The sequence below is a fragment of the Alcaligenes parafaecalis genome (assembly GCF_026344135.1).
Classification (GTDB): domain Bacteria; phylum Pseudomonadota; class Gammaproteobacteria; order Burkholderiales; family Burkholderiaceae_B; genus Alcaligenes; species Alcaligenes parafaecalis.
In genome coordinates this window covers 1,285,768-1,311,458 of record NZ_JAPKNA010000001.1, presented here as the reverse complement: position 1 = coordinate 1,311,458, position 25,691 = coordinate 1,285,768, and the positions used below count along the sequence as shown (strand labels likewise).

Here is a 25,691-nt window from a genome sequence, read left to right as displayed (position 1 = left end):
ACATGGGGTCGACATGGCTTCGACGTGGGTCAAGAAGCAGCACAGGGCGTGTCGAGCACCAGTACGCTCGTAAATCCACTGGAAAACTATAAACGCCAACGACGAGCGTTTCGCTCTAGCCGCTTAAGGCTGGGCCACTGCACTAATTTGTCTTTGGGTTAGGTAGGGCAACCTACAGCAGTGTTATTTACAAAGAATCGAATCGGCCTGTGCCACGTAGTCCGGTTCTAAAACTTAGTGGATCGCCAAGGAAAGGCCTGTCAATTGGCACAGTCCAAGGTTAAAACTTAAAATTAATTGACTACACATGTAGAACTGTCTGTGGACGGCTTGCGGACGGGGGTTCAATTCCCCCCGACTCCACCAAGAAATCCCAAGAAACCCAACAGCTTAACGGCTGTTGGGTTTTTTGTTTTTTGCTTGCCCAACAACACTTCAGCGTCATAATGATCCCTTCGTTTTATGGACAAAAGGAGATCGACATGTCTCGTTGGGTGTTCTATTCCGCGCCAGGAACCTGCGCGCTTGCAACTCATATTGCACTGCATGAAGCAGGGGCTGACTTTGATGTGGTCAAGCTGGATTTTGGTGCGAATCAACAGCAAAGCCCGGAGTTTCTGCGCGTCAATCCCAAGGGGCGTGTTCCGGCGCTGGTGACAGAGCAGGGTGCTTTGACGGAAACCCCGGCTTTGCTGGCTTTTGTGGCCCAGAGCTTTCCGGCTGCCAAGCTGGCTCCTTTGAATGACCCTTTTGCGTTCGCCCGTATGCAGGAGCTGCACAGCTATCTGGCATCCACCGTGCATGTGGCTCACGCGCACAAGCGTCGTGGTTCCCGTTGGGCAGATGATCCTGCCGCGGAAGAAGCCATGCGTGCCAAGGTGCCGCAAAACATGAGGGCTTGTGCGGCGTATCTGGAATCCTTGATTGCCGGTCCCTGGGTGCTGGGCGAGCAGTTCAGCGTGGCCGATGCGTACCTGTATACCGTCGGTGGCTGGCTGGAAGGCGACTCGGTTGATATGAGCCAATTTCCCAAACTCAGTGCCTATCTGGAGCGGGTAGGGGCACGTGAAGCTGTGCGCAAGGCGGTGGCCGAGGCCGCCGCCTGAGCGACATTCTCTAGGTGTGTTGCGCTGTGTTCAGCACGGCGTAACGCCTTTCTGCCTCATGGAGTTGCTCAAACTCGGCCAGCAGCTCTGCCAAGGGAATGGCTTCCAGCCTTTGCATGACCAGGGCCTCTGCTTCCTTGAGCACATCGCCCAAGGCGGCGTTGACCACTTTGGCGACACCGCAGCTTGGGTTCTCGTTCTCGTGGCCGATAAAGAAGATGTGCGGTCCCCCAACCGCTTTGTGTATGTCCAGCAGCGTGACTTCTTTCAGATCACAGCTTAGTGTCCAGCCGCCCCCGTGCCCTTTTTCGGAGCGCACGTAGCCTGCCTTGCGCAAGCCCGCCATGGTGCGTCGGACGACCACGGGATTGGTGCTGAGCATGGTGGCGATTTGCTCGGAGGTAAATGGCTGATCGAGCCTGGCCATGTGCAGCAAAACATGCAGCATGCGGGAGAGCCGACTATCACTTCTCATATTCTTGACCTCGTGATGCACCGGAGAAGGGGGAGGGTGTCTCGGTGCACGATGTCACATTATAAGTAGCAGGAAGCGGATAGTCAGATCGGGGAGGGCTGATGCCTTGCCGCGGGCCATTACCTTGTTTATTTCTCGGCTTCTTGTGCCCGTTTGTCTGCTGCCACCGCCTGCATCGCATTGCCAATGCAATGATCACCTTGGCTGATTAACGCTGCTGATGCTGCCTCCACATCCCGAGCCTCTTTATTCTGACTCAGTTTGGTCTTGCCAATTAGTCGCGTGATTTCAATTTCAATCCCGACAATGGCTTTGAGCATGGCATCGATATAGTCTTTGGGCCCATCCGTCATTTTCCAGGGCACAGGCTGACTGGCTTCGTGGATGCGGGTCAAACGTGCCACGGCACCGCGAACATAGCGTTCCTCATCGCGTATCGTCACCCGTCCATAGGCGTGGGCCACGATGTAGTTCCAGGACGGCACCTGCTTGTGTGTTTCGTGCTTGCTCGGAAACCATTGTGGGGAGATATAGGCGTCCCCGGCCCGAAAAATCACCATCACTTCATCCCCATTGTCGATGTCCTGCCAGACGGGGTTGTTTCTGGCGACGTGGCAGTGCAAGACGCCTTGCTCGCCCTCTTTGGGGTGCAGCATGAAGGGCAGGTGATTGGCGCTCAAGCCGCTTTTGCCATGGGCAATCAGAATGCCCAAAGGATGTTGGGCGATCAGCTCGTGCAGTTGCTCAGGTCTGGATTCATTGAAGTGGGCGGGAATATACATCGTTCTTTTTGAAGGGCTTGGGGTTCAGCTTCGATGTGTCTATTATTGGTCTATTCTGGTTTACTGGCTTGTACCAGTTTCGTGCTATTTTTATGGACCACAAGCATGTCCCGAACGGCCCTTAACCCGAAGATTCCATCCCTTGGCGAGCTGGACCGCAGTGCCGGTGCGTTGGGGCGCCAGTTAGCTCAGAAACTGCGTGAGGCGATTAAAGGTGGTGCACTTAAAGCGGGTGATGCCTTGCCCTCTACCCGCGCCTTGGCCAGTTCGCTGGGGGTTGCGCGGGGAACGGTGGTGGAGGCGTTCGAGCAACTGATTGCTGAAGGTTTTCTGGAGTCTTCTCCGGGCGTAGGCACGTACATTGCTCATGCACTGAGCAGCTCTGAAGCTCGGTCCACCAAACACCGCAACGTGGCCCTTGCCACCCAACCGTCGCCACCCTCTGCCGAGCCGTTCAATGCCGTGGCCGCACAATTTGAGCCGCTGCCCCCTGTGCCTTTTGCCGTGTCGATTCCGCTTGGCGCTGCCTCGCCTGGACCGGTGTGGCGACGTTTGGGGAATCGCCTGCGATCTCATGGTCTGGGGGCGCCGGGAGGTTATGGAGATCCGCAAGGTGCTTTGCCGTTACGGGAAGCCATTGCGGAGTATGTAAGACGCTCCCGCTCGGTCCGTTGCGAAGCAGAACAGGTGATTGTGACGACAGGCACTCAGCAAGGCCTGTTTCTGGCTTGCCTGATCTTGATGGGCCGAGAGGATTTTGCCTGGGTAGAGAATCCGGCTTATCCGGGTATCACCGCTATTTTGAATACGGTAGGTGCACCGGATCGTATGGTTCGTGTCCCCGTGGATGAGGAGGGCCTGGATGTAGAGGCGGGGATACGCGTGAAAGCGGATGCGCGAGTGGCCTTTGTGACTCCCTCGCATCAATACCCTTTAGGTATGCCCATGAGCATGGCGCGACGTAATGCCTTGCTGGCCTGGGCACGTGCCAAATCCGCCTGGATTGTCGAGGATGATTACGACAGCGAGTTCCGCTATTCCGGTCATCCCTTTCCTTCCTTGCAGGGTTTGGACCCGGAGCGGGTGATTTATCTGGGGACCTTTAGCAAGGTGCTTTTTCCGTCTTTGCGCCTTGCTTATGCGATTGTGCCGCCGCAGTTGGTCAAGGCCTTTTGCGGGGCGCGTATCTTGCTGGATCGACACCCGCCCAGTGCAGATCAGCACGTGTTGGCCAGCTTTATTTCAGAGGGGCATCTGGAGCGTCATATCCGACGCATGCGCGGGATCTATACCCAATGTCGCAATCACCTTTTTGAGATTGTCAGCGCGGTCCTGCCGGGCGAATTGGCACGCTTGCAGCCCTGCGATCAGGGCATGCATTCTGTGCTGTGGCTGGCTGAGCATATTGATGATGTGGCGGTGGCTCAACGAGCCTTGAAAGAGGGCGTGGCAGTGCGTCCGGTGTCCACCATGTACAAGGCTGGTGATGGGAGGCCAGGGCTGATTTTAGGCTTGAGTGCGTTTAGTCCGGAGCAAATGACAAAGGCTGCTAAAAAGCTGGCGCGCATTATTGCCGAGCTGGCTCAAGCCCATAAATCGAAGAAGAAATCTGACGCTAGTTGACCGTGTTGCTTGCTTAAAAGTTGAGCTGATAGGGCACGGATGCAATGTGCTCATCGGTATCTCAAAGCCTGCCTATTGAAGCCTGAAAAATCAGCAAAAAGCAGGAGAAAACGGATTAGTTCTGAGCTGAACGCATAGAGGTGCTGGCCGCCTGTTGTAGTGCCGTACTCATGTTTTTCAAGGTGCTGGATCGAATCGCGGCATGCTGCCAATACAGGGGGACATCCAGACAAAGACCGGGGGCGATCAATGCTAGCTCCTTCGCCGCCAAGGCCTCATTCACCAGGGTCTCCGGGGCCAGACACCAGCCTAGCCCTAGTGCCGCCGCCTTCACAAAGCCGGTTGAGGTGGGCAAGTAGTGAATCGGTGGAGCCACCGTGTTTGGCGTGATCTGACGTATAAAACGCCACTGCAATTCATCCTTGCGATTAAAGACGATCATGGGAGCGTGATCCAAGGTCCTGGCATCCACCCCCAAGGAAAAGTGACGGGCGACAAATGCCGGGGAGGCAATGGCCTGATAGCGCATGATGCCCAGGTCCTGGACCTCGCAACCTTGCAAGGGCGTGGGTTCGGCGGTGACGGCTCCCAGCACGGAACCATTGCGTATCAGCTCCAGTGTGTGGTCCTGGTCGTCCACGCGCACATCAAACAAGTAGCCGTGATCCTGGCTCAGTTTGGCCAAGGCAGCCAGAAACCAGGTGTCCAGAGAGTCGCTATTGACTGCAATCGTAATAGGTCGGCGAGGCCCATTTTTTTCTGGCAGAAAGTCCGCCAGTGCCTCCGCTTCCAGCACTTGCATGGGGCGTACGCGGCGTAGCAGTCGCTCCCCTGCGGGTGTCGGACGGCAAGGTGGTTGGCGCAGAACCAGCACTTGTCCCAATCTGTCTTCCAGCGCTTTGATCCGTTGCGAGACGGCCGAGCTTGTGATGTAGAGCGTGCGTCCGGCTGCTTCAAAACTGCCTTCTTCCAGAACGGCTGTAAATGCTCTTAGCTGTGGATTCAGCAGATCCATGATTTGCCTGTTTGATTAGCTGTTCTTAACTTGATAAAGAATAATTAGCTTTTCTTAATCCGTAAATGACCGCACCATAGCGCAGTTTTCAAATTTCGTGGGTAGATGGCATGTTCTTCTCCGTTGTCGCAACTGGCTTTCTGACGGGTGCGGGCTTGATCATGGCCATTGGCACGCAAAATGCATTTGTGTTGCGACAGGGCCTGGAGCGTAGTCATGTGGGCTTGGTGGTAGGCATCTGTGCGCTGGCCGATATTGTGTTGATCCTGTGTGGGGTAGCCGGTATCGGCACCCTGGTGCGCGAATGGCCAGGTTTGCTACAAGTGCTACGTTTTGGTGGTGCTGCGTTTCTGGCCTGGTATGGGCTGCTGGCCGCGCAACGGGCCTGGACGGGCAAGGGCAGTTTGCTGGCAGGGCAGGGGAGCGAGCGTAAGCGCCGTCGTATCGTCCTGACTTGTTTGGCTTTCACCCTTTTAAATCCCCATGTGTATTTGGACACGATGGTGTTGTTGGGTAGCTTGTCTACGCCTTATCCCGGCCAATTGCAGTGGGCGTTTGCCTTGGGAGCCTGTATCGCCAGTGCGACCTGGTTCCTGGCTTTAGGCTATGGTGCCCGGCTGCTACAACCCGTTTTTCGTCAGCCTCTGGCATGGCGGGTGCTGGATGGCAGTATTGCGGTTTTCATGTTGGCCTTGTGTGCGTTGCTCTTGATGCGGCCTTTGCACTAAACCGTATTTTCACCTGCATTTTGTGCCTGAACAGCCCACACCGACAGTGAACGGTGATCTGTACTGTGGTGCGCAGCGAGCCAGGTTTTTTGAATCAAAAGATAACGGATTGAACGGTGAGCCGGTTTCTGAAATTAAATAGACTCAGGGAAGAGCGTAAACCTAATGAAGTCTTGATTTTTGAACCTTCAATCAGGAGAGAACGATGAATGTCGTGAAGATGCTTGCTGGTGCTGCACTCATCAGTAGTTTGGCTGCCCCGGCGCTGGCGCAGGATGTGAAGCGCCATCCTATTCCCAATTCGGATTTCCCGATTCTGACGGCGGTGGAAGTGCCCGCCGGTAAAACCACGGTCTATTTAAGCGGCACTGTCCCGGCTGTACGAAACAAGTCGGCCGATGCGGCTAGTGCTGCCGCTTATGGCACCATGCAGCAGCAAACCGAGTCCATCATGGAGCAGATCAAGGCTCAGTTGGAAGGCATGGGGATGTCGGTTGGGGACATTATCAAGATGCAGGCTTTCCTGGTTGCCCCAGAGGGTGGAAAGCTGGATTTTGATGGTTTCATGGCGGGTTACTCCAAGTACTTTGGTACCAAGGAGCAGCCGAATCTGCCAGTGCGATCCGCTATGGCGGTGCAGGCTCTGGTGAACCCGGGCTGGCTGGTCGAGCTTGAAGTGACAGCCGTACGGCCTTGATGGTCGCCAGACTCTTGTTTTAAAGGATGTGTTGTGATCTCTATTCGCCCGGTTCAGCCGCACGAGTGGCGTACCTATCAAACGCTGAGATTAAGTGCCCTGCGCGACTCGCCTGATGCTTTTGGGAGTACCTATGGGCTGGAGATCACACATCCTGAACATTTCTGGCAGGAACGGATTCAAGTCGCGTGCGCGTCCGAGGTGGACTGTGTGTTATTCGCTCTGAAAGAAGGGCAGGCTTGCGGTCTGATCTGGTGCAAGTTGTCTGACTCGGAGCCTGGTCTGGCTGACATTTATCAGATGTGGGTGGCGCCGTCTGCGCGAGGATTGCGGGCGGGCTATGGCTTGCTGGATGCAGCGGTAGCATGGGCGAAAAGCAGGCAGGTTGTTTGTGTGCGTTTAGGAGTGACACAGAACAATGAAGCAGCGGTTAGGCTCTATACCAATTATGGCTTTGCCCCGAACGGAGAGGTGGAGCCTTTGCGTGACGGCTCGCCTTTGATGTCACAGACTCTGGTGTTGAATGTAGCGGATTAAAAAAAATAAGGACAGCCCCTGCTTGAATCTGACAAGCAGGGGCTGTTTTTTTATGCCTTGCCGGGTTTGTCGAACCGGCGGGGCATAAGGTCTGGTTTACTCCAGGTCCAAGGCTTTGCGTAGGCGGTGGATTTCCGCCTGCCAGCCCTCGTGCAAGGCCACTTTCTGGTGCTTGGGTTTGCGTGCCAAATCAGCCTCCAGCCTGCTTTCAAGCTCAATCAATTGCTCCAGCAAGGTGTCGTCGCTGGATGTGCTTGATTCAGTTGTCTTGTGACCAGGTGTGCCTGGGTTCACAGCAGGTGTGGATGCGCCAGGATGGTCGGCCTGGACTAGTGAGGCGTATAACTGCGTCAAATCCTGCCTCTCAGTTAAAGCCCTATCGTCCACCAGCCAGAAGCGATTGCAGCTTTTCTCCAGCAGTTCCCGGTCGTGGGTGACCAGGATAAAACCACCTTTGAATTGGCACAGTTGCTCTGCCAGTTCTTCCTTGCCTTCCAGATCCAGGTGATTGGTGGGCTCATCCAAAAAAAGCAGATGATACTTGGCCAGTGACAGGGCAATAAACATCAGCCGAGCGCGCTCGCCACCACTTAAGCTATCTACCCGCTGCGCATGCCGCAGATACGGAAAACCGGCACTGATCAGCGCCATTTTTCTGGCATCATCCGGCAGGGACGAAAAATCCTGTAGCGCATGCAGCAAGGTTTTGGAGCCGTCCAATAGCTGCTGATCCTGGTCGTAATAGCCCACGCGACCTTGTGGGTGAAACTTCAAGGCTGTGGTCTCGGCCTTTGCCTGCCAGTGTCGCCATAGCTGGCGCAGCAAAGAGGACTTCCCGCAACCGTTACGCCCCACCAAACCAATGCGATCCCCGCTGCGCACTTGCAGGCCTTGCACTTGAAAGAGCGCAGGCAGGTTTTCTGCCGGGCTGACGGCCATATCCACGATATCCAGCAGACGATCTGCCTTCATGTCCAGACCATGCAGTTGCAAGGTCCAGGGCGTGCCGTCCGTCAGATCGGTTTGGCTGTCCCGCAGCTTGGAGAGTCGTTTTTCCATGCTTTGGGCTTTTCGGGCAAAGGTTTCGTTGTCGTAAACCTGTCCCCAAGTGGCCAGACGTTTTGCGCTTTGTTCGATGCGATCAATTTCCCTTTGCTCGCCTTGATGACGACGGAAATCCGCCTCATCCCGGTTTTGCAGTTCCTCACGCGCTGCCGAGCAAGGTAGCGAGAAAAAAGAGAGTGATCGATCGCGCAAAATGATGGTGCTGTTGGTCACCCGATCCAGCAAGCGCTGGTCGTGAGACACCAGTACAAAGCTGCCACGCCAATTGCTTAAAAAGCTTTCCAGCCACAGCAAAGAGGGCAAGTCCAGGTGGTTGCTGGGTTCATCCAGCAAGAGCAGGTCGGGCTGGGTAATCAAGGCCCGAGCCAGCAGCAGGCGTGTGTATTGCCCGCCACTCAAGGCATGAATGGGGGTGTGCCAGTCCCGCTCCTGAAAGCCCATTTCAGACAGTAGAGTTTCTGCTCGCCAGGCATCCGTGCTGTGCTGCTCCGCAGGCAGGGCAGCCAGTACGGCATTTAGCAAACTCAAGGCGTGCAGATCCGCTGACAGGTATTGTTCAACACGTGCCAGGATGCAATGGTTAGATCGCGAGATACTGCCTTGCTTGGGCGTCAGTTCGCCACAAAGCAGGCTGATCAGGGTGCTTTTGCCACAACCGTTGTGGCCAATAAGTCCAACTCGATCCCCGGCCTTGATAGTGAGGGACAGCTCTTTGAATAAAGGGCCGGATGGGGTCTCGTAAGAGAGGGAGTGGACTGCTAGTAATGTACTCATGACATGCTCAAGTTTTTCAGGTGCGCGGGTACAGCACATCCTCGTCAATAGAAGCTGACGATAATTCTTGAGGCCTGAGTGAAGTAATTCAGTCGGTCTTTGCTTCGCTCAAGTCTAGATTATCGCGCTGCGAAATCGAAAACTTGAGCCGTTCTCTATACCAAAGAAGAGTGCATAAATGAATTTGCACATAGGTGTAGGATCTCCTCTTAATCGATGGGTTAGCCATGCTTGAAGCGGATGCAACGGGCCGTTTTGTGAACGGGTTTGCGGCCTCGGAGCAGGGTAAGGACTGGTTGTGCCAAGGCAGGTATGAAACACCGTGCACCCCGGCAAAAACCGCAAGGATGCAATTGTAGACAGGATGGCGGGGCTTGGAAAACAAAGGCGGTGGATTTTGTGAGGATGTGTCGCATTGAAGGCGCATACTCACGGTCTTTGTAGCTGCGGTGTCTTTGGGGATTCGCCACTGTCTTTCAGATGAAGCCGAATGATCACTCTTATCAAAATAGAGTATGAGAATAATCTATTCTTGCTTTTGATAAATGGCTGTGACAGGATAGCTGCCAGACATAATCTATTTGTGCGGGCAGTGAGTCGCACTCACATACTTTCTGGAGAGCATTCGGATGAGCCTTACAGCACCTGTCTATCTTGAAGATCTGGCCCTGGGAATGGAGTTTCGCAGCGCGGAACATGCGATGGATGAAGCGCAAATTGTCAGCTTTGCTCGCCAGTTTGATCCGCAGCCCTTTCATCTGGATGCAGAAGCGGCCAAGGATACGTTTTTCCAAGGTTTGGCGGCCAGTGGTTGGCATACAGCAGCCATCACCATGAAGTTGTTGGTAGATAGTCTGGTGTTCAGCCAAGGGATTATTGGGGCCGGTGGGCAGATCGATTGGCCGCGCCCAACGCGTCCGGGCGATGTCTTGCATGTGGTCAGTAAAATCATTGACATTCAGCCCTCGCGCTCCAAAGCGGACAGGGGGATGGTGACGGTAGAGTCGCACACCCTGAACCAGAATAACGAGTTGTGTCAGCGCTTGATTGCCAAGCTGATTGCCTTTCGTCGTCCGGAGCTTTGAATGGGGCGAGTCTCGCGTGAGCAGGCCGAACGAAACCGTGAGCGGGTGCTGGAAACGGCTTGCCGACTGTTTCGCAAACAGGGGGTGGAAGGGGTCTCGATTGGCGACATCATGAAAGATGCTGGCCTGACGGCAGGCGCTTTTTACAAGCAGTTCGCGTCCAAAGAGGCCCTGGTTGAGGAAGCGTCACGCTTTGCGTTTACGCAGTCCTTTGATTCCTGGGAACGGATCAATCAGCGTTATGAACAGGATGCGGTGCAGGGTTTTCAAGCCTTGATGCGGCGTTACTTCAAGCACCGTCCCCAAACCCAAAGCTGCCCGATTCTGGCCTTTTCATCATTGGCCAGCAGTTCGCCTTCGGATGCCCAGACCACTGCGGTTTATAGCGAAGGGGTGGAGAGCCTGTTCGAGCAGTTCCGGGCGGTTGCGCTGCAGGCCGGTGCCGAGCAGTCCGAAGAACAAGTCATGCTCTTGTTTGCGGCCATGCTGGGCACAGGCATGATCAGCCGTGCCGTGGGTGAAACGGCATTTGCGCAAACCATGCAGGCTGCCGTGCTGGCAGCCTTGCCGGGTAGTGAATCCGATTAAAAAATGAGATCGGCTGGTGCAGGGTCACGCATAGGTCTACTCCCCCGCCGGGCGAGCCGGAATGGCGGCTACCATCAATGCCGCCCCCAGGCCTGCCACCGAGAACACAATAAAGTTCCAGCTTACGGCCAAGCCCAGATTACCGATATAGCCCCCTACCAGCGGACCACAAACAGCCCCCAGGCGGGCAAAACTCATTGCCCAGCCGGTTGCCGTGCCACGCGCATGGGGGCTGTAGTAGTTGGTCAGATAGCCCGTCAGAATCAGGGACGTGGAAATACTGCCTATGCCCGCCAGCGCCACCAGAATGTAGTTGGTCACCAGTGAATTCCCCAGCATCAGGCCCAGAATTGCCAGGCCACCCAGCAGGTAAAACAGGAAGACAATACGGCGTGGGCCGCTGCGATCCGCCAGGCTTCCCAGGAATACACCACCGATGGCCGAGGCCAGGCTGAATACCACCAGGAACATCAGGCTGGAGCCCAGATCAAAACCGTTCTGGCGCATGATTTGCGGCAGCCAGGTGTTCAGGCCATAGACCAGCATCATGCCGAAAAACAGGGCCATCCAGAAGCAGACGGTGGCACGCAGATAGCCGGGGCCAAAGATGGCTCGCAGCACACTGCGCCAGTTGGCTTGTACCGGTTCGGTAGTGCTGGCGACGGGCAGGGCGTTCATGCCCAGCTTGTTTGCCAGCGCCAAGGCCTCTGTGTGACGTCCTTTGGTCTGCAAGTAATCCAGTGATTCAGGCAGAAACTTGATCAAAAAGGGGACGGAGATAATAGGCAGGGCACCCACGGCGACGACTTCTCGCCAGCCAAACTGGGGCAGTAGCCAGATGGCAAACAGGGCCGAGGATAAAATTCCCAAGGAGTAGCCTGAGTACATCAGGCCATAGTTCAGGCTACGGCGCTGCGGGGGCGAAAACTCGATGGTGTAGGCCGCAGCGACAGGAATCACACCACCCAGCGCCAGCCCTCCTAAAAAGCGGAAGATGCCAAAGACAGTCGGAGTGGGAGCCCAGGCTGCGCCTGCCATGGACAGGGAGAACCCCGCCACACACAGAATCAGCATTTTCTTGCGGCCGACCATATCACTGAGTGTGCCTATGGCCAGTGCGCCAAAAAACATGCCCAGCAAGGCGTAGCTGCCTAGTGCGCCCAGCTCCAGTGGTGTCAGTTCCCACGCTTTATCAGCCGCCAGGGCAGGTAAGATCGCCCCCATGACGCCGACGTCGTAGCCTTCAAACAAGATGGCTAAAAAACACAGAAATACAACTCGTAAGGTGATGCGGGTGGGCACTGGCCAAGCAGCGCCCGAGTAAGTCGTTCCAGCCATTATTTCCTCCTGATAGTGCTTTTTATGGTTTCTTTTGGGTATTCAGGCTCGCGCCTCTAAAACATTGATGAGCGAGGTCACCGTCTCATTGCAGGGTGCAGGGATGCCACGCGTTTTAAGCTGCTGGACGATGGCGCCATTCAGACAGTCGATCTCGGTGCGTTTGCCACGCCGTATGTCCATCACCATGGACGGGAAGTGATCCGCAGCGTCCTCACACACTTGGCTTAAATACGACAAGGCCATATCACGTGTGAGCGGGATTTTTTTCATGGCTGCCAGGGTCACGATTTCACTGATGATGTTCTCGAACAGTTGCCAGACGCCTTCTGTGGACGCGACCTGGGCCACATTGCTGTTGGCCAGGGCGCAGACGGTGTTCAGGCAGCAATTGATCACCAGTTTTTTCCAGATACGCAGTTCAATTTGCGCGTCCAGGCTCATGGTGCCGATAGGGCTGCTGAGCAAGTGGCCAAGGCGGGTTTCGATGCTGCTGATCTGTCCGTCCAAGGGCCAGAAAAATGTCTCGCCCATGCCGCTGTAGCTGGACTCGATATGGCCCGGGCCATGTAGCTCACTGGTCAGGGTGGTCAGGCCAAAAGCCAGGCGATGCCGAGGGTTGGCGGCTTTCAGAATCTCGATATTGCCCAGGCCGTTTTGCAAGGTCAGGATCAGGGTGTCGGGTCGGAGCACAGGCTGACAGGCCTGAATCAGGGCTTCGGTCTGATGGAATTTCCCAAAAATCATCAAGACGTCACAGGGGCCAATCTCGCCTGCGTCGGTACTGGCAGAAATCATTGCTCTGTCCTGGCCCTGGGCGTAATCCACCCGTAGACCCTGTGCCTGTATGGCCTGTACATGTTCGACCCAGGGGTCATAAATATGGACTTGGGCACCGGAGCGCCAGAGCTGCCACGCAAACAGGCTGCCCATAGCTCCGCCGCCACCAATGCAAATTTTCATGGTTGCTGTGTTCATGGTTTGGAAGATGAAAGCGGATGGCTTGCGCAAGGCAGGCCATCTTTTAAAAAAGGAATACGTGGCGCGTGATGGCCAGGTGGTGTGCTAGTTCAAGCATGTTGTTGTCCCCCAAGGATTGATCTTTTTTTCGATAGTGTAGGAGCGAGGGGTATTCCTGAATATTGCTATTTAAGGGTGAAGTCATTACAGTTTGGTATGGTCTACAACTTGAATGAACTACGCGCTTTTTTGGCGGTGGTCGAGACTGGATCCCTAGGTCGAGCCGCCGACAAAATGAACCTGACGCAGCCTGCCTTGAGCCGCATCATCAAGCGCCTGGAGGAGGCGGTTGGGGAGCCTCTGTTTGAGCGTCATTCGGGAGGCATGCGTTTGACGGCATTTGGCACGGCCTTGGCACCACATGCGCAAACACTGAGTCAGGAAGAGCAAATTGCCCGCAATGAGATGAATCGCCTACGGGGTTTGGCTACCGGGGTGTTGCGTATTGGAGTGACAGCGGGAACCTCAGCCATTTTTGCGCCCACGGCGATTGCGGCCTATCTGGATCGCTGGCCGGGGATAGAGATCGAGGTCACGGAAGGGATCTGGAATGGTCTGGTAGAAAAGTTGGAGAACTACCATCTGGACTTGCTGATTGCGCCTGAAACCATAGAAACCGAGCGCACCGTTGCCGGTGACGAGAAATGGAGCGAAACCATGCGGGTGGTGGTGGGGGCGCAGCATCCTTTATTGTCCAGGCCGCAAGTGACGATGGAAGATTTGCTGCAGGAGCGTTGGTGCTTCGTGCCTAAAAATACCGAGCCACACAATCGTTTGATGGCCCTGTTTCTGGATGAAGGCTTGTCTGCACCTACGGTCACGGTTTCCAGTTTGTCCATTCCCTTATTGAAAAGCCTGGTTACGCAATCCGGTTTTATTAGTTGGCTGGGCCGCCCCATGTATTTGGCTGAATTGCAGGCCGGTATGGTGCAGGAAATCATGGTGGAAGGCATGAATCAGGAGCGGCGCTTTTCTACCTATTACCGCCGCTTTGGCCGCTTGCCCGGCCCAGCCTTGAAGTTCCTGGACGAGATCCAGAATCTGATCAACAAGAAATCTGTGAAAACCTGAATGCGGATCAGAGGCTTGGAAAGCAAAACGCCCGATGCGATGGCATCAGGCGTTTTTTTATAGCGGTAGAGCCTGGCGATGTCGCCAGCCCATTGCTTGCGGGCTTACACGGCTTCGGCGCTACCCACGGCAGGCAGGGTTGCCTGAGCAAATTCAGGTCGTTCTGTACCGTGCTTGATGCGGTAGTCCTTCAGGAACTTGGCCATGCGGTTGATCGCTTCACGCAGGTCCGGTTCGTGTGGCAGGAATACCATGCGGAAGTGGTCTGGATGCGGCCAGTTAAAGCCCGTGCCCTGAACCAGCATCACGCGGGTGGCTTCCAGCAGTTGCAGGAAGAACTGACGGTCGTCCTTGATAGGGTAAATCTCGGGGTCCAGACGCGGGAACATGTATAGCGCCGCGTGGGGCATGACGCAGCTTACCCCTGGAATCGCGGTGATCAGCTCGTACGCCAGATCACGTTGGCGACGCAGGCGTCCGCCTTCGCAAACCAGGTCATTGATGCTTTGATAGCCGCCCAAGGCGGTCTGAATGGCCCATTGGCCGGGCACGTTGGCGCACAGCTTCATGTTGGCCAGCATGCTCAGACCTTCGATGTAATCGGCACCGGCTTTTTTATCGCCGGAAATCACCAACCAGCCAGCCCGGTAACCGCAGGCGCGGTAGCTCTTGGACAGGGAGTTGAAGGTCAAGGTCAGCACATCGTTGGACAGGCTGCCCATGGCAGTGTGCTTCATGTCATCGAACAAGACCTTGTCGTAGACTTCGTCAGCCAGCAGCACCAGATTGAATTCACGGGCAATATCGACCAGGGCTTGCAGGACCGAGTCGGGGTAGAGCACGCCAGTGGGGTTATTTGGGTTGATCACGACCAGACCCTTGGTGCGCGGTGTGATCTTGGCGCGTATATCGTCCAGGTCGGGAATCCAGCCATTGGCTTCATCGCACAGATAATGCACGGGTGTGCCGCCTGACAAGCTGGTCACTGCAGTCCAGAGCGGGTAGTCGGGCATGGGCAAAAGCAGTTCGTCACCATCGTCCAGCAAGGCGTTGGTGGCCATGGCAATCAGTTCCGATGCGCCATTACCCAGGTACACGTCTTCCAGCGTCACGCCCTTGATCCCTTGTTCCTGGGTGTAGTGCATGACAGCTTTACGCGCTGCAAAAATACCTTTGCTGTCCGAGTAGCCCGAGGAATTGGGCAAGTTGCGGATCATGTCGAGCTGAATTTCTTCCGGGGCGTCGAAACCAAATACCGCCAAGTTGCCGATATTCAGCTTGATCAGTTGTTGGCCCTCGTCTTCCATCTGCTTGGCCCGGTCCATGATGGGGCCGCGAATATCGTACAAAACATTCGCCAATTTGCTCGATTTCTTGATGCTATTCATGATGCTGGTAATCGGATTCCATGTGTGCTGCTGATAATCGGTGGCGGGCCTGTTGCCCGGCCAGCCTTATACCTTACCGCATGCGTGAGCCTCTCTCGTAAGCATCAAGCTTAAAATTTGGCATTGTCGAATTTTGGCGACACTCTTTAGTCAAAAAATCGGCTGTCTTTGCTGATGGACTCCTTACTACCTGGGCATATTCCGCTTTGTGAATTGAGTTGGCATGATGCGAAATTCGCCCACGTTTATTTTCTACCAGGAGACTTCCTTTATTTTTCTTGTTTTTAATGGGCTTCAATATTAAGATTTGACATCAAATAATTTGATGTCGAACTATGAAACTGGAAGCGAAATATCAGGCTTTGCTCTCGCATGCCGAGCAGCAGAAGGGCGCTAACGTGCAGGGCATGTCTCTGTGTTTTCAACTTCTGTCCTTGTCTGCTCGTATCGATAAAGACTGCGCCGCCTTGTTGGCCCCCCATGGCTTGAGCGAAGCCCGTTTTGTGCTTTTATTCCTGCTGGAAGAGGCACCAGACGGCATGCCCTCCCACATCCTGGCTGAACGGGCAGGCGTTACGCGAGCAACCGTCACAACTCTGGTTGATGGGCTGCTGAAAGCGGGCTTGGTGCAGCGCTTTGCAGCCGAGACGGACCGGCGTTCCGTCATGGTGAAACTCAGTCCTCAGGGGGCGGAGTTGGCCAAGACGCTGGTAGGAACCCACGCCCGGTGGATAGGCCAATTGTTCCAGCATTTGTCCGAGACCGAATGCACGCAGCTAAGCGCCCTGTTAAACAAAGCCGCCCATGGAGAGCAGGCATCATGAGTACAGAAAACCGCAAGGCTTATGCCAGGGTTGCGGACATACCGGCTGATATTTTGCTGGCCCTGTCCAAGGGGGAAATTCAGGGCGCTACGTTGACCGAGTCCTTGGCTATTGATCAGCGTGTGCTGGTGGCAACGGTTTTCCCCGACATGGATGAGCAGGGCGTGCAGCAGATCGCCACCTTGGCCGAACTGGGTATTCTCAAGCGCATGAAAGCCGTAGGAGAGTACTTGCTGGAAACCTATGGCGAGATGGCCTGGACACGTTGCCTCGCGCACCCGGCTGATGTGGTGCGTGGCTGGGCCTGCTTTATGGTGGGAGCGCGCGAATCATTAAGCGTGTCCCAGCGCCTGGAGACACTGCGTCCCTTGGCTGATGATCCGCATTTTGGTGTGCGTGAATGGGCCTGGATGGCGGTACGCCCGCACTTGGTGGCTGAGCTGGATGTGTCGATTCAGAACTTGCAGCAGTGGGCGCGTTCAGACTCGGAGTATCTGCGTCGCTTTGCGTGTGAAGCTCTGCGCCCTCGGGGAGTGTGGTGCGCACATATTGCTATTCTGAAAAAGGAGCCTGAACGCATGTTGCCGATTCTGGATGCTCTGTACCGTGATAGCAGTGTGTATGTGCAGGATTCCGTGGCCAATTATTTGAACGATGCCGCCAAGGATCAGCCGCAGTGGGTGCGTGATCTATGTGCTCAGTGGCTGGCGCAGTCGCCGGAGAGTGCCGCTGTACAGCGCCTGTGTCGAAGGGCGCTGCGCAGCGTGTCGTGATGGGGGCGTTCAGGCCTTGAGAGATGGACTTCAGGAAGCCCGCAAGGTAATCAAGGTGATTTCTGAGGCGCGTCCCAGACGCAGCGGGAAGCCCGCCCACAAGCCTGCTCCGTAGCTGACATACAGCTTCATATCACCTACTTGATATAGCCCACCCACATAGCCGTCGTTGGCCATCTGCACAATCTTGTGCATGCCCACAATATGACCGCCGTGGGTATGACCGGAAAGCTGCAAGGCTGCTCCAGCCGCGGCACTTTCTTTGGCGGTGTCCGGGCGGTGGGCCAGCATGATGATGGGCATGCCTGACGGAATTCCTGCTACCGCAGCGGCGATATCGGGCAGAGGCTGACCATGTGTTGCGGCTGATTTGTCCGTAATACCGGCCAAGGCAAAAGCCGCATCGCCCTGTTGGATGATGCTGTGCTCATTCAGCAGCAAGCGCAGGCCCAGGCTGTTGAAGTGTTCTATCCAGGGCTGATATTGGGTGTAGTACTCGTGATTGCCCGCAATCACATAGACGCCTTGTGGAGCGGAGAGCGCCTGCAAAGGGGCGACATCGTTACGGCGCGCGGCGACGGTGCCATCGACCAGGTCGCCGGTAATCACGATCAGATCAGGGTTCAGGGCTTGGGTCTTGTCCACGATGGCCTGAATCCAGGGGCCTTGCAGCAAACGGCTGGCGTGCAGGTCTGTCAGTTGAACCAGCTTGAAACCATCCAGGCTGGCAGGCAAGCCCTTTAGCTGTACCTCAATGGATTTGATCTCGGGTACTTTCACCGCCTGCCAGACGCCCAGCGCCGACAGGCTGATTGCCGCCACACCCAGCACTCCCCGCAAGGCAGGAGAGCGCAGCAGAATCAGTCCGGCGGGTTTGTACAAGACGCGCATCACCAGGCCAGCCAGATCGGTCAGCAAGGTGAAGCAGGCCGCCAGCAAGACGGCACCAAAGGCCCAGCCCAGAACCATGATGACTTGAGCAGGAACTTCCGGAGAGGCGCGGGTGCCCCAGAACAGGGCAACCGTGTAGTGATGCAAGGTGGCGGCAACAGCCAAGGCACTGAGCAGCCACTTGATCCAGGGTTTGATCTTCAGGGGTTTGATCAGTCGCCAAGCGACATACAGGGCAAAAACAAGGGCAGCGACTTGAAACACAAAATCATCCAAAAAATAGCAGGGTCACGCGATGGGGCGTGAGTCTTGGGCGGGATCAGTAACGCCAGGTCAGACCGATTACCGGCCCGGACATGCGCGTGTCAAAAATATGGCCAGAGCGGCGATAGTTCACATTCAACATCTTGTACCCGGCAGCCACAGAGAAATTGTCCGACAGGTCGTAGTTCAGGGTCAGGGTGGCCTGATAGCTGAGGCGTGAGCCCACATCAAAGCCCCCCAGATGGACCTGGGCCTGAGTGGAAAGTTCAGGGGTAAAGCGATAAAAGGCACGCAGCCCGATAGTGGGGTCAACCCAGCTAAAGCTTTCCTGATGGTGCCGGGTTCGGCCTGCTGTGCTCAGGTGAGCACGGGTACGGATATCCCAAAATGAAAAACCGGCCAGTGCATCCACGCTGGCTTGTTCGGAGTCATAGACACGGTATCCCCCTTGCAGCGTTGCCATGAAAAGACGCGTGTCCACCGTTCCTTCTGCGGCTCCCACCAAGGGCAGGCCACCGACCACTTCACTTTCCCGCGTGTTCACGTAGAGCAGGTCGCCATTGAGCACATAGCGGTCGCGTCGCGCCCAGACATTTAGAAAGGCAGCCGCACGCAGATCGTGCAGCACATCTGAAAAGGACTTCTCAATATCCAGAGAGGGTGCGCGTTTGAAGGGGGAGGACTCCCCGGACAAGCCGGTGATCCAGGCGTAGGGGGTAATCTGCAAGGTGTAAGGCGACGAGACGACCGTGTCCGTGTCAGGCAAGGGGGCAGAGTTTGGCACGCTGACTTGGGCTTGAGCCAGACTGGCTAGCGGCAAGAGTCCCAGCAATAGCCAGCGGTAATGATTGAGTTGACGCATCATTGTCATGGACCCCCTTTCTAATTCTGTAAATGATGGCGTACTGGCGCCAGTCTTGTTTCTTTCGGTATGCTGGAACAGCCGATCACCAACCGTGGAGAAGGTGTCATGCATGTGTTTTACCTTAGCAAGCAAGATATTGATAATTTGTTGCCCCTAGTGCAAGCGGCGTTACAAGCTGATCGTGATGGACAGATTGGTTTCACGGATCAGGAGCTGGCCCTGCGTACGGCCTTGGAGGCTTTGCAAGATCCCAAGTTGTCCGAGCTTTTGGCCGGTGCCCGTGTCGATCCAGGGCGTTGGGCGGTAGGGCTGGCAGATGAGGATTATCGGGAGAATCTGCTGGCGCTGGAAACCCGTGACAGCACATATCTGATTGAAGAGTTAATGAATCACTACGTGCGTTTGCCAGGCTTTTTTGAATGTCTGGAGTTTTAGGCAGATTTGCAAAACGGCCCCTTAAGGGCCGTTTTTTTGATTCTGTATGAGGCGATAGCTTTTAGAAACCAACGGTCAATTGTGCCCAGTAACGGCGGCCATCATACACAGCATCAAAGGTTTCATCCGTGACGCGTTTGTCAAAGATGTTGTACACGCCAAAGCCAACCGTGGTGGTTTTGTTGAATTTGTAGTTCAGGCCAGCATCCAGGAAAGTGAAGGATGGGGTGCCTTGAGCCATACTGGTGCGGCCCAGGTAGTCTGAAGTCTTGCCACGGTAGTTGACACGGGTCCACAATCCCAGTTGTTCATTGGCATCCCAATCCAGGGTGGCGTTAAACATATGCTTGGGCATCTTGTTCAAAGGCTGACCGGAGAAGTCACCGCTCTTTTGTTTGGAGTAGGTGTAGGTGTAGTTGGCGGCCAGACGTAGGTTATCAGTAATCGACCAGGTTGTGGATGCTTCCACACCGCGCATGATGGCCCTGTCTACGTTGACGCGGTCACTGATGAATTTGTAGCCTTGATCGCCTGGGAAAACGTGGCAATTAGGCAGGCTATCCGGATCTGTACAACGGCGAGTTTCAGAGATCTTGTCTTTGAAGTTGGTATTGAAGAAGGTCAGGCTGTTGACCATACCGTTCTGGTTGTCCCAAACAATGCCCAGTTCCTGGCTCAGGCTCTTTTCCGGTTTCAGATTCGGGTTGCCAACGATCACGGCAGGTGCGCCACCGCCACCACCACCGGTGATCTGGCCCCAGTCCGCCACGGCAGAGCGCAGGGAGGGGGCCTTGAAGCCGGAGGATACACCTCCTTTCAACGTTAACTGCTCAGTCGCATGCCACACACCGTACAGACGGGGAGTCCAGTGATTGCCGTAGTTCTCGTCGTGAGTCATGCGCACGCCGCCAGTCAGGGCAAAGTTGTCGGTCATGCTCCATTCGTCCTCAGCGAATACCGACCATTGTTCACGGCTCAGGCGATTGACATCAGGTTTGTACTGGTTGCCGTTGTCGCGCAGTTGCTCATGTAGATATTGAAAGCCCGAGGTCAGCATATGGTTGCCCAAAGGCAGGCTCCATTGCGTATTGAACTCAGTGTTTTTCAGGAACATGCTACGGCCGGGGTTATCAATCTCTTCACGTTGCACGTAGGTGTTGGAGACAGCCTGTCCCCAGCGGCCGTTGTGGCCCACGGAGAACACATTGCGCGAGTACTTGCTGGTGGAGATCGGGTTGGGTGAGCATTGACCGTCCTTGCGGCAGGTTACAGCTTCCATGGTCTTGCCGGGCGTAGACGTACGCTCTTGCAAGGTACGGGAGAACTCGGCAGTAAAGTCGTGATTGGCAGAAGGGGTCAAGGTCAGCTTGACGGTACCCGAGGAGGTGTTCTGCTTGTTGAAGCCGTTAAGAATTTCGTCTTCGTTGCGACGGGATTCCTGACCATAAATCTGCAGGCCCAACATGTCTTTCTTGATGGGGCCTGCCAGATAGAAATTGCCTTGATAAATATTGCCGGACTTGGAGTCCTCCTGGACGGTCGCTTCCGTGCGTAAGGAGCCGGTCCATTCTTGGTGGACTTTGCGGGTAATGATATTGATCACACCACCCATGGCTTCTGAGCCATACAAGGACGACATCGGGCCGCGGATCACTTCAATACGTTCGATTGCCTGCATGGGCGGCAACCAACCCTGTTCGATACCGGCACCGTCGCTATTAGGACGTGTCTCACGCGAATTTTGTCGTTTGCCGTCAACCAGGATCAGGGTGTAGGCCGATGCCATGCCACGGATACTGATATCGCTGCCACTGGCTCCTCCAGTAATCACAACACCGGGAACATCCCTTAAGGCATCAGTGACGTCACGATAGGCCTTCTTTTCCAGTTCGGCACGTGGCACTACGCTGATGGAGGCCGGGGCATCCTGAACTGCTTGCTCAAAGCCGGAAGCTGTAACCACGATATTGTCGAGCTGGTTAACGCTTTGTTGGGCCAAAGAACAGGAAAAGGGAGCAATGGAGCCAGCAAGAATGGCTACGGCACGGGCCGCCGGAGAAAGGGGGAACAAGGAAGACATAGAAATCAGAAGAAGGAACAATAATGAGAACAGTTATTATTATCTAATCGACCCGATTCTCAAATTAAGAGGGCTCTTTTTCATGTATCTGTAGGTCTTCTGCCACAATTAGGCACCTCGCTTGACGAGCCGATTTAATCCTGTTTTTGTTACACCCGTGTCCAATGTATCGACTGTGCAAACAGTCTGTTTTTTTATTTGATTAATTGGGCGGCTAGCCGTCTCTGGAGAGAAAGATGTTGCTAAAAAAATGTCGTCGTACTTTGCTGGCATGCGCAGTCGGGCTGGCTTTAGTGCCTGCGGCCTCTCAGGCGTGTACCCGAGCAGTTTTTCTGGGTGATAACGGGCAGGTCATTACCGGTCGTTCCATGGACTGGAAAAGGGATGTCGAAACGAATCTCTGGATTTTTCCGCGTGGCGAAAAACGGAATGGTGAAACAGGTCCTACCGCACTGGAATGGACCTCGAAGTATGGCAGCGTCATTGCCTCGGGCTATGACATTGCATCAACCGATGGCGCGAATGAAAAGGGCTTGAACGTCAACCTTTTGTGGTTGCCCGAGTCGCAGTTTCCCACCCCGAAAAAAGGTGACAAGACCATGAGTCTGTCCTTGTGGGGGCAGTATGTACTGGACAATTTCGCAACAGTGGCTGAAGCGGTAGAGGCGCTGGAAAAGAATCCCTTTGTCGTGCTGACAGACAAGATGCCGGATGAGGAGCGTCTGGCAACGCTGCATATGGCCATGTCGGATGCGTCCGGCGACAGCGCCATTATCGAGTACATCGATGGCAAGCAGCACATCCACCACAACCGCAAATATCAGGTGATGACGAACTCGCCCACCTACGATCAGCAGTTGGCCATCAAGGACTACTGGCAGGATGTGGGCGGATTGAATATGTTGCCAGGCACGAGCCGTGCGGCAGACCGTTTTGCCCGCGCTTCTTTCTACATCAATGCGGTGCCGCGCAATCTTAGTGATGACAAGGCAGTGGCCAGTGTGTTGAGCGTGATTCGCAATGCCTCGACACCTTACGGCATGACCGTGCCGGATCAGCCTAACAACTCCTCGACCCGCTGGCGTACCGTGTTCGACCATCAGCGTAGCCTGTACTACTTTGACTCGGTTCTGTCGCCCGGCGCTTTCTGGCTGGATATGAAGAAGGTCGATTTTTCGGCTGAAACGGGTAAGGTCATGAAGCTGGAGCTGGGACCAGAGCAAAGCACGGTTTATATGGGCGAGGTGCTGGAGCACTTCAAACCCTCCAAGCCTTTCCACTTCTTGCCCGTGAAGCCACCTGCTATTTAAGCGTGGCAGCGGTGTAAGCCGTCCGGGGCAAGCCTGAGGTCAGGCGAGCTAATCGGGACATGGCCGACAGCGAACGCATGATTTCCATGTTGGGCTGTTATGCTATGTCCCGTCTTTATTTGTTGAAGTAGCTGTCTCATGACCTATGTAGTGACGGAAGCTTGCATCCAGTGCAAGTACACCGATTGCGTCACGGTGTGCCCGATGGACTGTTTTTTTGAAGGTCCGAATTTTCTGGTCATCCATCCTGACGAATGTATTGATTGCTCCATTTGCGTAGCGGAATGTCCGGTGGGAGCGATTGTCAGCGATCAGGATGTGACGCCAGAGCAGCAGATCTATGTGGAATTGAATCGGACCTTGAGCGAGGACCCGGCCTGGAAGCGAATCAGCCAGCAAAAAGCGCCCTTGCCGGATCATGAACACTGGGCGACTCAGACCGGCAAGTTGGCGCTGCTACAGCGGGATTAATGGGCCTGAGGGTGGCGAGTCGTACGCTGGAAATACCAGACTGCCACGGCTGCCATCAGTAGCAGGGCGGTACAACTGGCCAGCACGGCAACATAGCCTTTGTCAAAAGAATCGCGAGCCAATTCGCTAAGGTTCAGTGCCAAATTTTGTGGCATGGTTTCGGCCATCAATAAGGCTTGATCCAGGCTGTCATAGGCCAGGGAGTGCTCGCCCAGCTCTTTGGGCAAGATCAAGCTGGCGCTGTACACGAAGGACAGCAGGCTACCCATGATGGTGACGCCCAGGGCGCCTCCCAGCTCGTACGACATTTCCTCTACCGAGGCGGCCATCCCGGCCCGTGAGGGCGGCACGCTTTGCATGATGGTGCTGGAGGCCGCTGTCATGGCAGCGCCGACACCCAGGCCCAACATCACCAGCCCCAGGATTTGCAGCCCTTGTGCGCTGTTATGCCAGGCCAGGTAAGCGGCCATCCCGGCTCCGGCCAGACTCAAGGAGCCAATCAGCAAGTGCTTGCTGCCAATCACCGTCAGCAGGCGACCGGCCAGGGGGCCCGCAATAAAGGCGGCCAGTGGCAAAGGAATAATGGCCAGGCCCGCTTCCAGAGGCGAGAAACCCAGTACCAGTTGCAGACGTTGGCTAAAGACCAGTTCCATGCCAATCAAGGCAGCCGAGGCTGTCAGTGCAGACAAGACTGCGGTGCTAAGCGTCGCATCTTTGAACAGGGCAAAGTCCAGCAAGGGAAAGCGGCTGCGGTTCTGCTGACGGACAAACCAGCTTAGAAAGGCAATGCCAATGATCAAGGCGGCAGCCGTCAGGCTCCAGTTGGTGTGCAGCTTGCCCATTTCTTTTATGGCCAGGGTGCTGGCGACCAGCCCCACCATAATCAGCAAAGAACCTTTTATGTCCCAGGGGCGGGAAGCATCGGGAGTCGAGCGTGGTACCAGCACCCAGCCTACAGGCAGTGCAATCAGCACGATAGGGACGTTGATCAGGAAGACTGAGCCCCACCAGAAATGCTCCAGCAGAAAACCGCCCACCACGGGGCCGAAGGCTGCGCCACCGGAAGCGATCGAGGCCCACACACCAAAGGCGACTGCGCGTTCACGCTCATCATGGAAAGTGATGCGAATCAGCGACAGGGTGGCGGGCATCATCATGGCCGCGGCGACGCCCAGAAAGGCGCGAGCGGCAATCAGGGCGGTCGGATTGGGCGAGTAGGCAGCCGCTATCGAGGCTAGCCCAAACAGGGCCAAACCGGACAGAAACAGACGTTTATGCCCCAGGCGGTCACCCAGAGTACCCATGCCCAGGAGCAGTCCGGAGACGACCAGGGCATAGCTGTTGATGATCCACAGCTTGTCCGAGGCCGAAGCTTGCAGATCATGCGTCAAGCGTGGCAGGGCGGTATAGAGCACCGTCATGTCCACCACGATCAACAAGAGTGCTGCCGATACAATCGCCAGGATCAACCAGCGACGGCTTGAAGACAGCGGGGGAGTTTGGGCTTGATGGGTAATCGAGCTGTGCAGCATATAAAACCAGAGGGGTAGGGAAAAGCCCTTATGATCTATCAATAATATCAACAGACAAAGTTGATTAGCATCTCTAAAATAGATGTATGGATTGGACACTAGAACGTATTCGACATTTCGTGGCCGTGGCGGAAACCGGCACCATGACTCAGGCTGCCAAAGATCTGGGCAAGGTGCAGTCTGCGGTCAGCACCTCTATTGCCTTATTGGAAGCCGACCTGAACCTGGAGCTGTTTGATCGCTCGCGTCGCAGCTTGAGTCTGACAGTATCGGGAGAAATCATGCTGCTGGAGGCCAAGGCTTTATTGCGTCAGGTGGATGTGCTCAATCGCCGGGCATTGGATCTGTCGCAGGGGCAGTCGGCGCGATTGGAAATCAGTCTGGATGAGGCCCTGCCCCAAGAGCCGCTACGTCTGCTGCTCAAAGAACTGGCTCTACGCTGGCCTGCTCTGGAATTGACGATCTGGAATGGAACGGCATCCGAGGTGATGGATTACGTCAGCGATGGTCGCTCGGATGTGGCTTTTCAGTTTGATCGGGGTGCTGATACGACTTCGTTTGCGCAAAGCTATATCGGTGCCGTGCCTCAGGCGATTTGTGTTGCGCGTACGCATCTACTGGCCAGCCAGGATCAAGTCAGCCGTAAGGAGTTGACCGCGCACAGGCAGTTGCTGATTCATATCGAGGGGATGGAGCAAACCGTCGTCAGCCCCAGTGTGTGGCGCTCAGATAGTTTTTATGTAATTGCCGATATGGTGGCTGATGGTATGGGCTGGGCAATTTTGCCGCTGAATATTGCGGAGTATGAAAACTTGCGCAATAAGCTGGCGCAGTTGCATTGCCAGGAGATGGTGTTGCCACCTTTACCAGTGCGTATGCTGTGGCGGCAGGGGCAGTCTTTGCCCCCGGCAGCGGTGTGGATGCAGCAGCGCCTGTCGGAGCTGCTGCCTTAGG

General features: G+C 55.4%; 25 protein-coding genes and 1 other RNA gene. 15 read left to right on the top strand and 11 right to left on the bottom strand.

The features are described 5' to 3' along the window. Positions 1-4 precede the first annotated feature (4 nt). Positions 5-366: a transfer-messenger RNA gene (gene ssrA, locus OSH09_RS06105) on the top strand. A gap of 116 nt (positions 367-482) precedes the next feature. Beyond that, positions 483-1,106, top strand: coding sequence for a glutathione S-transferase family protein (locus tag OSH09_RS06100; RefSeq protein ID WP_266120448.1), 624 nt, complete (start codon positions 483-485; stop codon positions 1,104-1,106). A 10-nt stretch (positions 1,107-1,116) separates the two neighbouring features. Here OSH09_RS06100 and OSH09_RS06095 read toward each other — a convergent pair whose 3' ends face one another. Next, positions 1,117-1,581: an Rrf2 family transcriptional regulator gene (locus OSH09_RS06095; protein WP_266120447.1), complete on the bottom strand. Its 465-nt coding sequence runs from the start codon at positions 1,579-1,581 to the stop codon at positions 1,117-1,119. A 128-nt stretch (positions 1,582-1,709) separates the two neighbouring features. Beyond that, complete coding sequence (locus OSH09_RS06090; RefSeq protein ID WP_266120446.1) at positions 1,710-2,363, bottom strand: FMN-binding negative transcriptional regulator; 654 nt, start codon at positions 2,361-2,363, stop codon at positions 1,710-1,712. Between the two features lie 105 nt (positions 2,364-2,468). Here OSH09_RS06090 and pdxR point away from each other — a divergent pair, with 105 nt between their 5' ends. Next, positions 2,469-3,986: a MocR-like pyridoxine biosynthesis transcription factor PdxR gene (gene pdxR / locus OSH09_RS06085; protein WP_266120445.1), complete on the top strand. Its 1,518-nt coding sequence runs from the start codon at positions 2,469-2,471 to the stop codon at positions 3,984-3,986. 115 nt (positions 3,987-4,101) lie between these two features. On the opposite strand, the gene OSH09_RS06080 is transcribed toward pdxR, so the two are convergent. After that, complete coding sequence (locus OSH09_RS06080) at positions 4,102-5,001, bottom strand: LysR family transcriptional regulator ArgP (protein WP_266120444.1); 900 nt, start codon at positions 4,999-5,001, stop codon at positions 4,102-4,104. Positions 5,002-5,111: 110 nt separating this feature from the next. Between OSH09_RS06080 and OSH09_RS06075 the strand changes: the two genes are divergently transcribed. The 3 genes from OSH09_RS06075 to OSH09_RS06065 all read left to right on the top strand — a co-directional run bounded on the left by OSH09_RS06075 (position 5,112) and on the right by OSH09_RS06065 (position 6,963). Beyond that, positions 5,112-5,729, top strand: coding sequence for a LysE/ArgO family amino acid transporter (locus OSH09_RS06075; protein WP_207875235.1), 618 nt, complete (start codon positions 5,112-5,114; stop codon positions 5,727-5,729). Between the two features lie 205 nt (positions 5,730-5,934). After that, positions 5,935-6,426 (top strand): RidA family protein, encoded by a 492-nt coding sequence (locus tag OSH09_RS06070; protein WP_266120443.1) that lies wholly within the window; start codon positions 5,935-5,937, stop codon positions 6,424-6,426. A 33-nt stretch (positions 6,427-6,459) separates the two neighbouring features. Then, the gene (locus tag OSH09_RS06065; RefSeq protein ID WP_266120442.1) at positions 6,460-6,963 is read left to right on the top strand and encodes a GNAT family N-acetyltransferase; all 504 of its coding nucleotides are present in this window, start codon (positions 6,460-6,462) and stop codon (positions 6,961-6,963) included. A 96-nt stretch (positions 6,964-7,059) separates the two neighbouring features. Here the strand turns inward: OSH09_RS06065 and OSH09_RS06060 are convergent, their stop codons facing one another. Continuing rightward, positions 7,060-8,802, bottom strand: coding sequence for an ABC-F family ATP-binding cassette domain-containing protein (locus OSH09_RS06060; RefSeq protein WP_266120441.1), 1,743 nt, complete (start codon positions 8,800-8,802; stop codon positions 7,060-7,062). A gap of 629 nt (positions 8,803-9,431) precedes the next feature. Here OSH09_RS06060 and OSH09_RS06055 point away from each other — a divergent pair. Beyond that, positions 9,432-9,887: a MaoC family dehydratase gene (locus OSH09_RS06055; RefSeq protein ID WP_266120440.1), complete on the top strand. Its 456-nt coding sequence runs from the start codon at positions 9,432-9,434 to the stop codon at positions 9,885-9,887. Further along, complete coding sequence (locus tag OSH09_RS06050; protein WP_266120439.1) at positions 9,888-10,475, top strand: TetR/AcrR family transcriptional regulator; 588 nt, start codon at positions 9,888-9,890, stop codon at positions 10,473-10,475. It begins immediately after the preceding gene. Positions 10,476-10,511: 36 nt separating this feature from the next. Here the strand turns inward: OSH09_RS06050 and OSH09_RS06045 are convergent, their stop codons facing one another. Then, on the bottom strand, positions 10,512-11,813 hold the full coding sequence (locus OSH09_RS06045) for an MFS transporter (protein WP_266120438.1): 1,302 nt from the start codon (positions 11,811-11,813) through the stop codon (positions 10,512-10,514). Between the two features lie 42 nt (positions 11,814-11,855). Further along, on the bottom strand, positions 11,856-12,776 hold the full coding sequence (locus OSH09_RS06040) for a ketopantoate reductase family protein (protein WP_266120437.1): 921 nt from the start codon (positions 12,774-12,776) through the stop codon (positions 11,856-11,858). A gap of 192 nt (positions 12,777-12,968) precedes the next feature. On the opposite strand from OSH09_RS06040, the gene OSH09_RS06035 reads away from it, so the two are divergent. Beyond that, complete coding sequence (locus OSH09_RS06035; protein WP_266120436.1) at positions 12,969-13,904, top strand: LysR family transcriptional regulator; 936 nt, start codon at positions 12,969-12,971, stop codon at positions 13,902-13,904. Between the two features lie 104 nt (positions 13,905-14,008). On the opposite strand, the gene OSH09_RS06030 is transcribed toward OSH09_RS06035, so the two are convergent. Beyond that, positions 14,009-15,292 carry a pyridoxal phosphate-dependent aminotransferase gene (locus tag OSH09_RS06030; RefSeq protein ID WP_207875225.1) on the bottom strand — a complete coding sequence of 428 codons (1,284 nt, stop codon included), beginning with the start codon at positions 15,290-15,292 and terminating at the stop codon, positions 14,009-14,011. Positions 15,293-15,627: 335 nt separating this feature from the next. Between OSH09_RS06030 and OSH09_RS06025 the strand changes: the two genes are divergently transcribed. Continuing rightward, complete coding sequence (locus tag OSH09_RS06025) at positions 15,628-16,116, top strand: MarR family winged helix-turn-helix transcriptional regulator (RefSeq protein ID WP_266120435.1); 489 nt, start codon at positions 15,628-15,630, stop codon at positions 16,114-16,116. Beyond that, positions 16,113-16,889 (top strand): HEAT repeat domain-containing protein, encoded by a 777-nt coding sequence (locus OSH09_RS06020; RefSeq protein ID WP_266120434.1) that lies wholly within the window; start codon positions 16,113-16,115, stop codon positions 16,887-16,889. The genes OSH09_RS06025 and OSH09_RS06020 overlap by 4 nt, the downstream gene beginning before the upstream one ends. A 30-nt stretch (positions 16,890-16,919) precedes the next feature. Here OSH09_RS06020 and OSH09_RS06015 read toward each other — a convergent pair whose 3' ends face one another. Together OSH09_RS06015 and OSH09_RS06010 are read right to left on the bottom strand one after the other, a co-directional pair. Next, positions 16,920-18,044: a metallophosphoesterase gene (locus tag OSH09_RS06015; protein ID WP_266120433.1), complete on the bottom strand. Its 1,125-nt coding sequence runs from the start codon at positions 18,042-18,044 to the stop codon at positions 16,920-16,922. Between the two features lie 55 nt (positions 18,045-18,099). After that, positions 18,100-18,915: a hypothetical protein gene (locus tag OSH09_RS06010; RefSeq protein WP_266120432.1), complete on the bottom strand. Its 816-nt coding sequence runs from the start codon at positions 18,913-18,915 to the stop codon at positions 18,100-18,102. Positions 18,916-19,014: 99 nt separating this feature from the next. Between OSH09_RS06010 and OSH09_RS06005 the strand changes: the two genes are divergently transcribed. Continuing rightward, the gene (locus OSH09_RS06005; protein WP_207875221.1) at positions 19,015-19,344 is read left to right on the top strand and encodes a hypothetical protein; all 330 of its coding nucleotides are present in this window, start codon (positions 19,015-19,017) and stop codon (positions 19,342-19,344) included. A gap of 61 nt (positions 19,345-19,405) precedes the next feature. Here the strand turns inward: OSH09_RS06005 and OSH09_RS06000 are convergent, their stop codons facing one another. Further along, positions 19,406-21,424 carry a ligand-gated channel protein gene (locus tag OSH09_RS06000; protein WP_266120431.1) on the bottom strand — a complete coding sequence of 673 codons (2,019 nt, stop codon included), beginning with the start codon at positions 21,422-21,424 and terminating at the stop codon, positions 19,406-19,408. A gap of 236 nt (positions 21,425-21,660) precedes the next feature. Here OSH09_RS06000 and OSH09_RS05995 point away from each other — a divergent pair, with 236 nt between their 5' ends. Then, positions 21,661-22,734, top strand: coding sequence for a linear amide C-N hydrolase (locus OSH09_RS05995; RefSeq protein ID WP_207875220.1), 1,074 nt, complete (start codon positions 21,661-21,663; stop codon positions 22,732-22,734). A 138-nt stretch (positions 22,735-22,872) separates the two neighbouring features. Beyond that, a complete protein-coding gene (gene fdxA / locus OSH09_RS05990) occupies positions 22,873-23,205 on the top strand; it encodes a ferredoxin FdxA (protein WP_207875219.1) in 333 nt (110 codons plus the stop codon). Here fdxA and OSH09_RS05985 read toward each other — a convergent pair. After that, complete coding sequence (locus OSH09_RS05985; protein WP_323178728.1) at positions 23,202-24,737, bottom strand: MFS transporter; 1,536 nt, start codon at positions 24,735-24,737, stop codon at positions 23,202-23,204. The genes fdxA and OSH09_RS05985 overlap by 4 nt on opposite strands. A gap of 86 nt (positions 24,738-24,823) precedes the next feature. Here OSH09_RS05985 and OSH09_RS05980 point away from each other — a divergent pair, with 86 nt between their 5' ends. After that, positions 24,824-25,690: a LysR family transcriptional regulator gene (locus OSH09_RS05980; RefSeq protein WP_207875218.1), complete on the top strand. Its 867-nt coding sequence runs from the start codon at positions 24,824-24,826 to the stop codon at positions 25,688-25,690. The last annotated feature ends 1 nt before the right edge of the window (position 25,691 follow it).